The 13,185-nt window shown below is 61.1% G+C and carries 10 protein-coding genes; 5 read left to right on the top strand and 5 right to left on the bottom strand.

The genetic code is table 11. The annotated features are described in order from the left end of the window. The first annotated feature begins 94 nt into the window (after nucleotides 1-94). Nucleotides 95-616, top strand: a complete 522-nt coding sequence (locus PFEN_RS01780; protein WP_191485326.1) for a hypothetical protein — start codon at nucleotides 95-97, stop codon at nucleotides 614-616. 13 nt (nucleotides 617-629) lie between these two features. Here the strand turns inward: PFEN_RS01780 and PFEN_RS01785 are convergent, their stop codons facing one another. After that, nucleotides 630-1,514 (bottom strand): DMT family transporter, encoded by an 885-nt coding sequence (locus PFEN_RS01785; RefSeq protein ID WP_191485327.1) that lies wholly within the window; start codon nucleotides 1,512-1,514, stop codon nucleotides 630-632. A 159-nt stretch (nucleotides 1,515-1,673) separates the two neighbouring features. Next, nucleotides 1,674-2,306 carry a TetR family transcriptional regulator gene (locus PFEN_RS01790; protein ID WP_191485328.1) on the bottom strand — a complete coding sequence of 211 codons (633 nt, stop codon included), beginning with the start codon at nucleotides 2,304-2,306 and terminating at the stop codon, nucleotides 1,674-1,676. Between the two features lie 254 nt (nucleotides 2,307-2,560). Between PFEN_RS01790 and PFEN_RS01795 the strand changes: the two genes are divergently transcribed. The 4 genes from PFEN_RS01795 (at nucleotide 2,561) to PFEN_RS01810 (ending at nucleotide 9,877) form a co-directional block, all read left to right on the top strand. Then, nucleotides 2,561-3,721, top strand: a complete 1,161-nt coding sequence (locus PFEN_RS01795; RefSeq protein WP_191485329.1) for an efflux RND transporter periplasmic adaptor subunit — start codon at nucleotides 2,561-2,563, stop codon at nucleotides 3,719-3,721. 3 nt (nucleotides 3,722-3,724) lie between these two features. Next, nucleotides 3,725-6,877, top strand: a complete 3,153-nt coding sequence (locus PFEN_RS01800) for an efflux RND transporter permease subunit (RefSeq protein ID WP_191485330.1) — start codon at nucleotides 3,725-3,727, stop codon at nucleotides 6,875-6,877. Further along, entirely contained in the window at nucleotides 6,874-8,325 is a 1,452-nt protein-coding gene (locus PFEN_RS01805) for an AdeC/AdeK/OprM family multidrug efflux complex outer membrane factor (protein ID WP_191485331.1), read from the top strand. The genes PFEN_RS01800 and PFEN_RS01805 overlap by 4 nt, the downstream gene beginning before the upstream one ends. Nucleotides 8,326-8,614: 289 nt before the next feature. Then, nucleotides 8,615-9,877, top strand: coding sequence for an OprD family porin (locus PFEN_RS01810; protein ID WP_191485332.1), 1,263 nt, complete (start codon nucleotides 8,615-8,617; stop codon nucleotides 9,875-9,877). 12 nt (nucleotides 9,878-9,889) lie between these two features. On the opposite strand, the gene PFEN_RS01815 is transcribed toward PFEN_RS01810, so the two are convergent. From PFEN_RS01815 to PFEN_RS01825, 3 genes are all read right to left on the bottom strand, one after another. Beyond that, entirely contained in the window at nucleotides 9,890-10,789 is a 900-nt protein-coding gene (locus PFEN_RS01815; RefSeq protein WP_191485333.1) for a polysaccharide deacetylase family protein, read from the bottom strand. A gap of 130 nt (nucleotides 10,790-10,919) precedes the next feature. After that, complete coding sequence (pcaD, locus tag PFEN_RS01820) at nucleotides 10,920-11,714, bottom strand: 3-oxoadipate enol-lactonase (RefSeq protein WP_191485334.1); 795 nt, start codon at nucleotides 11,712-11,714, stop codon at nucleotides 10,920-10,922. A gap of 57 nt (nucleotides 11,715-11,771) precedes the next feature. Next, nucleotides 11,772-13,067 carry an MFS family transporter gene (locus PFEN_RS01825; protein WP_191485335.1) on the bottom strand — a complete coding sequence of 432 codons (1,296 nt, stop codon included), beginning with the start codon at nucleotides 13,065-13,067 and terminating at the stop codon, nucleotides 11,772-11,774. Nucleotides 13,068-13,185 lie beyond the last annotated feature (118 nt).

Below are 13,185 nucleotides of genomic sequence, written 5' to 3' on the forward strand. Positions count from 1 at the left end.
AACCCCATACTGAGCCAACGCCCGGTCGCCATCGGCCAAGCGCGCAACGTCATGGGATGGCGTTGCTTCAAAACCCTCATTAAAAGGAATTAAGATGACGCCCCTTCTGCAGTCCATCAGCCTCGCCCTGTTCTGTGCCGCGATCTCGGCTCTGATTTCGCTGGCCGCCTTCGCCTCTGGCGCCTCGGGCAGAGACACCGTCAGCCCCGGGGTTGCAGACCCCAGTCGTTCAAGTCCCGGGGTTGCCAAAAAAATAGTCACGTCCATCGAGATCAGCAACAACTCCCCCGAACCCCTCGAGCTCCTGGGGACCGGCCTCGACCTGGGCGGCGCGGCGCCGTCCAGTTTCAACATCGCCAGTGGCGAACGCCGTGAGCTGATACTCGACGGCCCCCGGGCCTGGTTCATCTATGGCGCCGGGCCGCGCAAGTGCCGATTCGTCGCCCAACATACGCTACAGGAACGCTTTGCCCACGCCCCCCGCCCCAATTACCTGCCCATCTGGATCAGGAAAGCCGAGTCCATCGGTGAACGCCATGCCTCCTGCAAGGCCCGCTTGAGCAAAACCCTCAAGGCGCCGCCCTACAGCTATAACGTCAAGTTCAGCATGAGCTGAGTGGCACTACTGTTCAGCGCGAGCGCTGGCCCCAGGCCACCGCCAGTCCGCTGAGACAGATCACCGCGATGCCCGCTACGCCGAATGCATCCGGCATATGATCGAAGATCAGATAACCGTACATCCCGGCGAAGAGAATCTGCCCGTAGCTGAACGGTGCCAACATCGCTGGCGCCGCGTGCCGGAACGCCTGGGTCAACAGCATGTGACCGAGCATGCCGCAGGTACCCAGGCCGAGCATGAACAGCCCATGTCCCCAGCTAGGGGTACTCCAGAAAAACGGCAGCAAAGCCGTCATGATCAGGCTGTTGAAAATACCCGTGAGAAAGTTGCTGGTCGTTGGGCTGTCGATGCCACTGAGCATCCGCGTCAGCAATTGATAGAAGCCAAAGCACAAGGCCGAACACAGTGGCAGGGCAATTGCCGGGGTGAACAAGGCGCCACCGGGGCGCACCACGATCAGCACGCCGACAAAACCGGCAATCACCGCCGCCCACTGGCCACGGCTGACCCGTTCCCCCAGCAGCGGCACGGACAAGGCCGTTACCAGCAAGGGCGCGAGAAAGTTGACCGAGGTGGCTTCGGCCAAGGGGATATAGCGCAGCCCAGTGGTAAAAAACAGGCTGGTACCGATCAGGCACAACGCCCGTAACAACTGCAGGCCTGGTCGCTTGGTGCGGACCACGGCGGAGAAACCGCTACGGGGCACAAAAATCACCAGCATCAGCAAGGTGTGCACCACGTAGCGGGCCCAGACCACCATGACGATGGGATAGAACCCCGACAGGTACTTGGACAAGGCATCGTGACTGGCGAACATCAGCACCGCCAAGCCGATCAGGGCAATGCCCTTGAGCGGTTGCTCGGATTTCTTGTGTAACAAATCAGGCACACTCATTCACAGACTCGCAACACATTCGTTACAAAATACGTAGCTTGCTAACTACCAAGATAGAACGGTCGGGTGGATAATGGCCCGCTACTGTTCGTCGATACGCCGCGTCAACTTTACTCGCGTTCGACTTTGATACAACTAGAATCAATTACGTATTTTGACTCAATTGCGCAGGCTTGGACTCAAGCGCAGCATGTCCAGCCCGGTATCGACCAGGCGTTCCGCTTCCGTCTGCAGTTCAAAGCTGTCGGAGACCAGCAGCCATTGAGCAATGATCCCATGGATATAAGCGTGTATGGCAATGGCGGCGCGGGCAGGGTCCAGATGCTCGGGCAATTGTCCACGGGCAATGGCATTGCGCAGGGTCAAGCCGATTTTCAGATTGCAGTCCACAATCGCGGCCTGGCGTTGACGTCGCAGGTCGCACATTTCATCGGTGAACTCGCACTTATGAAACAGAATCTCGTTGATGCGCCGAGTCTGGGGGTCCAGCGCAACCTGACGAAGCACATGAATCAACAACGCGCGCATGCAGCCCAGCGGATCGAGTTCGTCCTCGCTCTCGCTGGCCCGAGCCAACTCGTCGAGCGGTTCATGGAGGCTGTCGAGCATCGCTTGCACCAGCTCGGCCTTGTTGCTGAAATGCCAATAGATCGCGCCACGGGTCACCCCCGCCAGGGTCGCGATATCAGCCAGGGTCGTGCGCGCCACACCACGCTCATAAAAGGCTTTTTCGGCTGCTTCGAGTATCTGTCTCCGGGTCTCCCGAGCTTCCTCTTTGGTGCGACGAGCCATGGCAGTAAAACCTCAATCAGGGGGCCTCGAACTAACGCCGGGCTTAATCAGAACTTAATGACGGGAGGCGACTGTTGGGCCTTTTCCCGGGCGAGATCACATGCTTTGTAACTATTTTCACGTAAAGTGCAAGTGTTTACAAACAACCATGAATGTAAGTATATTCATTAGCAACCTATTTATCCACCCGGATCACCCTTCGTAACCTTCCACTTTTCTTGTGCGCATCGTGCGCGCCTGACCCGAGGATCTTCATGCAACTCAAGCCAGCTGTTACCGCTCTGGTCACCGCCGTCGCCCTGGCATCGCTGCTCAGCGGATGTAAAGAGGAAAAGGCGGCTCCGCCAGCCCCTCCCGCGCCTCAGGTCGGCGTCGTTACCCTGCAAACCCAGGCCTTTACCCTGACCTCCGACCTGCCCGGTCGAACCACGGCGTACCGCATCGCGGAGGTCCGTCCGCAGGTCAATGGCATCATTCTCAAGCGTCTGTTCAAGGAAGGCGGCGATGTCAAAGCCGGCCAGCAGCTGTATCAGATCGACCCGTCGGTCTATGAAGCGACCTTGAAAAGCGCCGAGGCGAACCTGCAATCGACCAAGTCGATTGCCGATCGCTATAAACAATTGGTGAGTGAGCAGGCGGTCAGCCGCCAGGATTACGACACCGCCGTGGCCAATCGCCTGCAATCGGAAGCGTCCTTGCAGAGCGCCCAGATCAACGTGCGCTACACCAAGGTGTACGCCCCGTTGTCCGGGCGCATCGGACGCTCTTCGGTGACCGAGGGCGCGCTGGTCAGCAGCGGCCAGACCACCGCCATGGCGACGATTTCGCAACTCGACCCGATTTATGTCGATGTGACGCAGTCCACCGCCGAGTTGCTGCAACTGCGCCATGAGCTGGAAAGCGGACGCTTGCAGAAAGCCGGCGACAATGCCGCGGCGGTCAAGCTGACCCTGGAAGACGGCAGCCAGTACAAACTGGACGGCAAGCTGGAGTTCTCCGAAGTCACCGTGGATGAAACCACCGGCTCCGTGACCCTGCGCGCGGTGTTCCCGAACCCGGATCACACCTTGCTGCCCGGCATGTTCGTGCATGCCCGGTTGCAGGCCGGGGTCAACAGCGCCGCGATTCTCGCCCCGCAACAAGGCGTGACCCGTGACCTGAAAGGCACCCCGACCGCACTGGTGGTCGGCCCGGATAACAAGGTCGAACTGCGTCAACTCAAGGCCAGCCGCACCGTCGGCAGCCAATGGTTGATCGAAGACGGCTTGAAAGCCGGCGATCGTGTCATCACCGAAGGTCTCCAGTTCGTTCGTCCTGGCGTTGAAGTCAAGGCCACCGAAGCCACCAATGTGAAGGCAGCCAACCCGGCCCCTGCCCCGGCAACCGATAAAGCCGCAGGCAGCAAAGGGGAGTAAACCATGTCGAAATTTTTTATCGACCGCCCAATCTTCGCCTGGGTGATCGCCCTGGTGATCATGTTGGTCGGGGCTCTATCGATCCTCAAGTTACCGATCAACCAGTACCCGGCCATTGCACCGCCGGCCATCGCGATTGCCGTGACCTACCCGGGCGCTTCGGCGCAGACCGTGCAGGACACCGTGGTCCAGGTGATCGAGCAGCAACTCAACGGTATCGATAACCTGCGTTATATCGAATCGTCGAGTAACTCCGACGGCAGCATGACCATCACCGCGACCTTCAATCAGGGCACCAGCCCCGATACCGCCCAGGTTCAGGTGCAGAACAAACTGAACCTGGCCACCCCGTTGCTGCCGCAAGAAGTGCAGCAACAGGGTATCCGCGTGACCAAGTCGGTGAAGAACTTCCTGATGGTGATTGGTGTTGTCTCGACAGACGGCAGCATGAACCGCGACGACCTGGCGAACTATATCGTTTCCAACATGCAGGACCCGATCTCGCGGACCGCTGGTGTCGGCGACTTCCAGGTGTTCGGTGCCCAGTACGCGATGCGGATCTGGCTCGACCCGGCCAAGCTGAACAACTTCAAGCTGACCCCGGTGGACGTGAAAACCGCCATCGCCGCGCAGAACGTCCAGGTCGCCTCCGGGCAACTGGGCGGGCTGCCGGCCATGCCCGGTCAACAGTTGAACGCCACCATCATCGGCAAGACCCGCCTGCAGACCGCCGAACAGTTCAAGGCGATCCTGCTCAAGGTCAACCAGGACGGCTCGCAAGTGCGTCTGGGTGATGTCGCCGATGTTGCCCTGGGCGGCGAAAACTACAGCGTCAACGCCCAGTACAACGGCAAGCCGGCGTCGGGCCTGGCGGTGAAACTCGCCGCCGGCGCCAACGCCCTGGACACCGCCAAGGCCTTGCGCCAGACCATCGCCACGCTGGAGCCATTCTTTCCACAAGGCATGCAAGTGGTTTACCCGTATGACACCACCCCGGTGGTGACCGAATCGATCAAGGGCGTGGTTGAAACCCTGGTCGAGGCGATCGTGCTGGTGTTCCTGGTGATGTTCCTGTTCCTGCAGAACTTCCGCGCCACCATCATTACCACCATGGCGGTACCGGTGGTATTGCTGGGGACTTTCGGGATCCTCGCGGCCGCCGGCTTCAGCATCAATACCCTGACCATGTTCGGCATGGTGCTCGCCATCGGCCTGTTGGTGGACGATGCCATCGTCGTGGTGGAGAACGTCGAACGGGTGATGAGCGAGGAAGGCCTGTCGCCCAAGGAAGCGACGAAGAAATCCATGGGGCAGATCCAGGGCGCACTGGTGGGTATCGCCCTCGTGCTCTCGGCGGTATTGCTGCCCATGGCGTTCTTTGCCGGCTCCACCGGGGTGATCTACAAACAGTTCTCGATCACCATCGTCTCGGCCATGGCCCTGTCGGTACTGGTCGCCCTGATCTTCACCCCGGCCCTGTGCGCGACCATGCTCAAGCCGATTGCCAAGGGCGACCACGGCACCGCGAAGCGTGGTTTCTTCGGCTGGTTCAACCGCAACTTCGACCGCAGCGTGCGCGGCTACGAACGTACCGTGGGCAGCATCCTGCGCCACAAGGCGCCGTACTTGCTGGTCTACGTGATCATCTTTGCCGGCATGATCTGGTTGTTCATGCGCATTCCGACCTCCTTCCTGCCGGAAGAAGACCAGGGTGTACTGTTCGCCCAGGTGCAAACCCCGGCCGGCTCCAGTGCCGAGCGGACCCAGGCGGTGCTCAACGAAATGCGTGAGTATCTGTTGACCAAGGAATCCGACACCGTGGCGTCGGTGTTCACCGTGAACGGCTTCAACTTCGCCGGTAATGGTCAGAGCTCGGGCCTGGGCTTCATCATGCTCAAGCCATGGCATGAGCGCAGCAGCCAGAACAGCGTGTTCGGCCTCGCCGCCCGTGCCCAGCAGCACTTCTTCTCCTTCCGCGATGCGATGGTGTTTGCCTTCGCCCCGCCGGCAGTGCTGGAGTTGGGTAACGCCATCGGTTTCGATGTCTATCTGCAGGACAAGGCCGGTATCGGTCACGACAGGCTGATGGCCGCGCGCAACCAGTTCCTCGGCATGGCCGCGCAGAGCAAGGTGCTCACCCAGGTTCGGCCTAACGGCCTGAACGACGAGCCGCAGTACCAACTGAGCATCGACGACGAGCGCGCCAGCGCCCTGGGCCTGTCCCTTTCGGATATCAACAACAGCTTGTCGATCGCCCTGGGCGCCAGCTATGTCAACGACTTCATCGACCGCGGTCGGGTGAAAAAAGTCTTCGTGCAGGGCAAGCCCAGTTCGCGGATGAGTCCGGAAGACCTGCAGAAATGGTACGTGCGCAACAGCTCAGGGGTCATGGTGCCGTTCTCCGCGTTCGCCAAGGGCGAGTGGGTCTTCGGTTCGCCGAAACTGTCGCGGTTCAACGGCGTCGCCGCCATGGAAATTCTCGGTGCGCCGGCCCCCGGCTACAGTACTGGCCAGGCCCTGGCGGAAGTCGAAGCCATCGCCGCGAAACTGCCGACCGGCGTCGGGATTTCCTGGACCGGCCTGTCCTACGAGGAGAAGCTGTCCGGCTCCCAGGCGCCGGCGTTGTTCGCCCTGTCGCTGCTGATGGTGTTCCTGTGCCTGGCGGCGCTGTACGAGAGCTGGTCGATTCCAATCGCCGTGGTTCTGGTGGTACCGCTGGGGATCATCGGGGCACTGTTGGCGACGACCTTCCGCGGGCTGTCCAACGACGTCTACTTCCAGGTGGGCCTGTTGACGACTATCGGTCTGGCGGCGAAAAACGCCATCCTGATCGTGGAGTTCGCCAAGGAACTGCATGAACAGGGACGTAGCCTGATCGACGCGGCGGTAGAGGCTTGCCGTATGCGTCTGCGTCCGATCATCATGACCTCCCTGGCGTTCATCCTCGGCGTGGTGCCGCTGGCGATCTCCACCGGTGCCGGTTCGGGCAGCCAGCACGCCATCGGTACCGGCGTGATTGGCGGTATGATCACCGCGACAATTCTGGCGATCTTCTGGGTTCCACTGTTCTTCGTCTCGGTGTCGTCCATCGGCGGCGAGAAAAAGCACAAGAAGTCAGACACTACTGAAACTCCAAGCAACGAGGCTGGCCAATGAGCAAGTCCCTTCTCAGTGTAGCGGTCGCGGCCTTCGTGCTCAGCGGTTGCTCGTTGATCCCCGACTACCAGCGTCCCGAAGCGCCGGTCGCGGCACAATACCCGCAAGGACCGGCCTACTCGCCGGCCCAGGCGGCGGACGTCGCGGCCGCCGAACAGGGCTGGCGACAGTTCTTCAACGATCCGGCGCTACGGCAACTGATCCAGGTGGCGCTTGAAAACAACCGCGACCTGCGTGTCGCGGCGCTGAATATCGATGCCTACCGTGCCCAGTACCAGATCCAGCGCGCCGACCTGTTCCCGGCGGTCAGCGCCACAGGCAGCGGTAGTCGTCAACGCGTGCCGGCCGCCGCCTCGAGTTCCGGCAAGGAAACGATCAACAGCCAGTACTCGGCAACCCTCGGGATCAGCTCCTATGAGCTGGACCTGTTCGGTCGCGTTCGTAGCCTGAGCGAGAAGGCGCTGCAGACCTACTTCGCCAGCGAAGAAGCCCGTCGCACCACCCAGATCAGCCTGGTGGCCAGCGTGGCCAACGCCTACCTGACCTGGCAGGCCGACAAGGAACTGCTCAAGCTGACCCAGGACACCCTGGCGACCTACGAGGAAAGCTACAAACTGACCTCGCGCAGCAACGAAGTCGGCGTGGCCTCCGCCCTGGACCTGAGCCAGTCGCGGACTTCGGTGGAAGGCGCGCGGGCCAAGCTGGCGCAATACACCCGCCAGGTCGCCCAGGACCAGAACAGTCTGACACTGCTGCTCGGCAGCGGTTTGCCGGCCAACCTGCCGGCGGCCCAACCACTGTCGGCCAAGCTGCTCAGCGAGATGCCGGCCGGCCTGCCGTCCGAACTGCTGCAACGGCGTCCGGATATTCTCAACGCCGAGCACCAGTTGCTGGCAGCCAACGCCAATATCGGGGCCGCCCGTGCGGCGTTCTTCCCGAGCATCACCCTGACCGCCAATGCCGGGACCTTGAGCCCGGACATGGGCGGTTTGTTCAAGGGCGGCTCGGGGACCTGGTCGTTCGCGCCCAGTATCAACATTCCGATCTTCAACGCCGGTAGCCTGAAAGCCAGCCTGGACTACTCGAAGATCCAGAAGGACATCAGCGTCGCCAACTACGAGAAAGCCATTCAGACCGGCTTCCAGGAAGTCTCCGACGGCCTCGCGGCACGCCAGACCTACAACCAGCAGTTGCAGGCCCAGCGTGACGTGGTCGCCGCCAACCAGGACTACTACCGCCTGGCCGAGCGTCGCTACCGCATTGGTGTCGACAGCAACCTGACCTTCCTCGATGCCCAGCGCTCGTTGTTCAGCGCCCAGCAATCGTTGATCAGTGATCGCCTGTCGCAACTCACCAGCGAGGTCAACCTGTACAAGGCCCTCGGCGGTGGCTGGTACGAGCAGACCGGTCAGGCACAGCCGATCGATGAAACACCACCGAAGGGCTGAGACCTTTCACGCACCACGGAAAACCCGCCACTGGCGGGTTTTTTTATGCCTGAGTTGTTCCGTTCGATAATCGCCCAAAACTACAAAACACCAATTGAACTAACTGGTTAATTCCCCGCACCATTCCCCGCACTGACCCATAGCCATAACAACAGGTTCATCCGCCATGCCTCGATATCCCGCGCTCACCGGTTGATCACAGCCACCCGTTCTCCGTTCGTCCCCTTGCCTGCAACCTCTGGTTGCGGTTGCGCCCTGCCTCATCCCTAACAATTAGAGAGACCGATCCATGAAGCGACTGAACACGAGCAACCTTTCCTCCCGCACCCTGCTGGCCATCACCATCGCCAGTGCGGCCTTGCCGGCAATGGCCGAGGAACACGGTTTTGTGGAGGATGCCCAGGCCAACCTGAACCTGCGCAACTTCTATATCAACCGCAACTTCACCAACCTGGCCTTCCCGCAGGGAAAGGCCGAGGAATGGACACAGAGCTTCATCCTCGATGCCAGATCCGGTTTTACCCAGGGCACCGTGGGATTCGGGGCCGACGTGCTCGGCACCTTCTCGCAGAAACTCGACGGCGGCAAAGGCACTGGCGGGACACAGTTGCTGCCGCTGGACGGCGACGGGCGCCCGGCCGACAACTTCGGGCGCCTGGGCGTGGCTCTCAAGGCGAGGATTTCCAAGACTGAACTGAAGGTCGGCGAATGGATGCCGGTGCTGCCGATCCTGCGTTCGGACGATGGTCGCTCGCTGCCGCAAACCTTTCGCGGCGGCCAGATCACCTCGAAGGAAATCGACGGCCTGACGCTTTACGGTGGCCAGTTCCAGAAGAACAGCCCGCGCAACGATTCGAGCATGACCGACATGTTCATGAACGGTAAGCCCGGCATCACCTCCGACCGCTTCAACTTCCAGGGCGGCGAATACACCTTCAACGACAAGCGCACCCTGATCGGCGTGTGGAATGCCCAGCTCAAGGACATCTACAGCCAGCAGTACGTCAACCTGGTGCACAGCCAACCGCTGGGTGACTGGACCCTGGGTGCCAACCTCGGCTTCTTCTACGGCAAGGACGACGGCAGCGCCAAGGCTGGCGAACTGGAGAACAAGACCTGGTCCGGGCTGTTCTCGGCCAAGTACGGCGGCAACACCTTCTATGTCGGCTTGCAGAAGCTCACCGGTAACAGCGCCTGGATGCGCGTCAACGGCACCAGCGGCGGCACCCTGGCCAACGACAGCTACAACAACAGCTACGACAACGCCCGCGAGAAGTCCTGGCAGCTACGCCACGACTACAACTTCGCCGCCCTCGGGGTACCGGGGCTGACGCTGATGAACCGCTACATCAGCGGCGACAATGTGCACACCGGAACCATCACCGACGGCAAGGAGTGGGGGCGTGAGTCCGAGTTGGCCTACACCATCCAGAGCGGCACCTTCCGTGATCTGAGTCTGCGCTGGCGCAACTCCAGCCTGCGCAAGAGTTTCAGCAGCAACGAGTTCGATGAGAATCGCCTGATCATCAGCTATCCGATCTCGTTGCTGTAGGCGTTCATCGGCCTAGTGTGAATTACCGCCCCACCACCAGTTCCAGAATCCGGGCAACTGCACGGGCACGGAACTGTCATGCACCGTGCGGGCCATCACGGCCCGCAACAGCGCTGGGCGATCGGTATAGAACGGTTGCCCGGCTGTCGACACGCCGGTGTCCCGCGCGCAGTCCATCAGGATCTGCAGATACTCCTGCATATGCCGGGCGGTATAGCGATTGAGATCGTGAAAGGTCACCACCACCGGAATCACACCATCGACCACCGGCATCTTCCCCTGCGCAATCTGCTCGCGGACTTCGGCCAGGTGCTTGAGCAGATTGGCCCGGCGCTGCGGGCTGGCGGTGATCCCCCAGACCTTGCCGTCATTGGCACTCAAGTCCGTCAGCAACACATGCAGGCCATGCCGCTGGTAGGCGGCGAAGGTGCGCTTGTCATAATTCCAGAACGGCGGGCGCAGGATCGTTGGCGGCGCGCCGGTGATCGCGGCGATATCCGCGCTACCGTCGCTGAGCGACTGTTCCAGCTCCTGCGGATTCAGTGAGCGATGATTGGTGTGCCAGGGTGTTGCAGTGTGAAAGCCGAGGATATGTCCCTCGCCATGCTCGCGCCGCATCAGCGCACGACCGATGTCACTGTTGCCGGCCCGGGGTGCACGGGTCTGGACGAAGAACACGGCCTTGATACCTGGCTGGATCGGATTATCAGCCAGGTCATCGAGCACCGACGCCGTCGGGTTCCAGAAGCTGGAAGCGCTGGGCCCGTCATCGAAAGTCAGCAGGAAACGGATCGGTGGTTGCGAATGCAGGGCTTGCTCGGTCTGTGCGGTCAAGGGCATCGGCGGACCGATGCAACCGGCAAGACTCACAGCGATCACAAGCCCTGATAACAGCGCGGCAAACGACTTCATGGGATTAGGTGGGTCCGAATCAAAGCAATGGCAGAAAGACCATCGTCGTCATCAGAGCACAGCACCTGGCCGGCGTTCAGCCGTATCGCGAAATTTTCCTACAAAAGAGAAAGATTTCATCCCGAACACCTCAACCCCTATCTGACAGAAAGTCCAGCACCCGCTGGCTGAACGCGGCGCCAGCCTGCACATTGGAAAGGTGCGCGGCATGGAACTCGGCGTATTCGGCGCCCTCGACGTGCTGCTGGATAAAGATCCCGCCCGCAGGCGGCGTTACCGCATCCTCGGTGCCGGAAATCACCAGCAGCGGCACTTGAATTCGCTCCAGTTGCTCGCGAAAATCCGCATCGCGCACCGCACAGCAGTTGGCGGCATAACCCTGGGGCGAGGTGGCGGCAAGCATATCGGTGATCGGTTTGACCCGATCCGGATGTGCCTCGACGAACTCCGGGGTGAACCAGCGTGACACCGCGCCATCGCGCAGGGCCAGCATCGCCGCCTGGCCCCCCGTCGACACCGCCTCGATCCGTGAATTCCAACCGGCGGCATCACCGATCTTCGCCGCCGTGTTGCAGACAATCAGCCGCTGCAGGCGATGGCCGGCGTTGATGCCCAGCCACTGGCCAATCAGGCCGCCCATGGACAGGCCGCAGAAATGCGCGCGCTCGATATGCAACGCGTCCAGCAACGCCACTACGTCACGCCCCAGTTGCTCGATGCTATAAGGCCCCGGTGTCACCAGCGAACGACCATGGCCGCGAGTGTCGTAGCGCAATACCCGCAAGTGCTCGGCAAACGCCGGTATCTGGGTGTCCCACATCCCCAGATCGGTCCCCAACGAGTTGGACAACACCAGCACTGGCGCGCCTGGCGGGCCGTCCAACTGGTAATGCAGTTCACCCTCGGCAAGTTGTACAAAAGCCACACTCATCTCCTTCAAGTAAAAATCGGGCAGGCGCGCCTGTAAAGGCGCGCGGCCCCATCAGTGATCGTGGTGCAGGTAGGCCGCTTCTTTCGGCAGGCGCAAGCTGAAGAGGAAGGCGACCGCCATCATCACCGTCACATACCAGTAGAAGGCGTTTTCCATACCCACCGACTTCAGGTTCAGGGCCACGTATTCCGCCGAACCGCCGAAGAGTGCATTCGCCACCGCGTAGGCCAGGCCGACACCCAGCGCCCGTACCTGGACCGGGAACATCTCGGCTTTGACCAGACCGCTGATGGAGGTATAGAAACTGACGATTGCCAGGGCCAGGGTAATCAGCACAAAGGCCAGGAACGGACTGGTCACGGTTTTCAGGGTCAGCAGGATTGGCACGGTGCACAAGGTTCCCAGGGCACCGAACCAGAGCATGCTGTTACGCCGGCCGATCCGGTCCGAGAGCAAGCCGAACAATGGCTGCATGCACATATAGAGAAACAGTACCCCGGTCATGATGAAACTGGCGGTCTTGGCCGTCATCCCGGCGGTGTTCACCAGGTACTTCTGCATGTACGTGGTAAAGGTGTAGAAAATCAGCGAGCCACCGGCGGTATAGCCGAGCACGGTGATAAAGGCCGCCTTGTGATCGCGGAACAACGCCCGCATGCTGCCGGCGTCCTTGTCCTGGCGGGTTTCCTTGCTGGTGGTTTCCTTCAGGGCGCGACGCAGAAACAGCGAGATCAGCGCCGCGATGGCGCCGACCACGAAGGGAATCCGCCAGCCCCAGGCCTTGAGCTCGGGTTCCGTGAGGAATTGCTGCAGAATCACCACCACCAGCACCGCCAGCAACTGGCCACCGATCAGGGTCACGTACTGGAACGAGGCGAAGAAACCGCGCTGGCCGCGCAGGGCCACCTCACTCATATAGGTCGCGGTGGTGCCGTACTCACCGCCCACCGACAGGCCCTGGAACAGCCGCGCCACCAGTAACAGCACCGGTGCCCAGACCCCGATGGTCGCGTAGCCGGGCAGGAAGGCGATGACCAGGGAGCCGGCGCACATCATCAGCACCGAGACCATCATGGAGCTCTTGCGCCCGTGCTTGTCGGCCATGCGCCCGAACAACCAGCCACCGATGGGCCGCATCAGGAAGCCGGCGGCGAACACCCCGGCCGTGTTGACCAACTGCACCGTGGGATTGTCGGAGGGAAAAAACGCCGGGGCGAAGTAGATCGCGCAGAAGGCATAGACGTAGAAATCGAACCACTCGACCAGGTTGCCGGAAGACGCGCCGACAATGGCAAAGATCCTCTTGTTACGTTCTTCGGAGGTGTACGGCATCGTTGTTGTTGTCATGTTTCATCACTCGAAGGAGGTAAGTTGCAGTCTAGACATACTTCGCAACAGACCTGTTCCGCAAGAACAATCGCCCGAATGACCGTGCGTGGCAGTCATCCGGGCGTCTGTTTGTTGC

It is taken from the genome of Pseudomonas sp. FEN (genome assembly GCF_904067045.1).
Lineage (GTDB): Bacteria > Pseudomonadota > Gammaproteobacteria > Pseudomonadales > Pseudomonadaceae > Aquipseudomonas.

Coding starts and splice junctions, on each gene's coding strand:
- PFEN_RS01780 (WP_191485326.1), top strand. CDS start 95: ATGACGCCCCTTCTGCAGTCCATCAGCCTCGCCCTGTTCTGTGCCGCG.
- PFEN_RS01785 (WP_191485327.1), bottom strand. CDS start 1,514: ATGAGTGTGCCTGATTTGTTACACAAGAAATCCGAGCAACCGCTCAAG.
- PFEN_RS01790 (WP_191485328.1), bottom strand. CDS start 2,306: ATGGCTCGTCGCACCAAAGAGGAAGCTCGGGAGACCCGGAGACAGATA.
- PFEN_RS01795 (WP_191485329.1), top strand. CDS start 2,561: ATGCAACTCAAGCCAGCTGTTACCGCTCTGGTCACCGCCGTCGCCCTG.
- PFEN_RS01800 (WP_191485330.1), top strand. CDS start 3,725: ATGTCGAAATTTTTTATCGACCGCCCAATCTTCGCCTGGGTGATCGCC.
- PFEN_RS01805 (WP_191485331.1), top strand. CDS start 6,874: ATGAGCAAGTCCCTTCTCAGTGTAGCGGTCGCGGCCTTCGTGCTCAGC.
- PFEN_RS01810 (WP_191485332.1), top strand. CDS start 8,615: ATGAAGCGACTGAACACGAGCAACCTTTCCTCCCGCACCCTGCTGGCC.
- PFEN_RS01815 (WP_191485333.1), bottom strand. CDS start 10,789: ATGAAGTCGTTTGCCGCGCTGTTATCAGGGCTTGTGATCGCTGTGAGT.
- PFEN_RS01825 (WP_191485335.1), bottom strand. CDS start 13,067: ATGACAACAACAACGATGCCGTACACCTCCGAAGAACGTAACAAGAGG.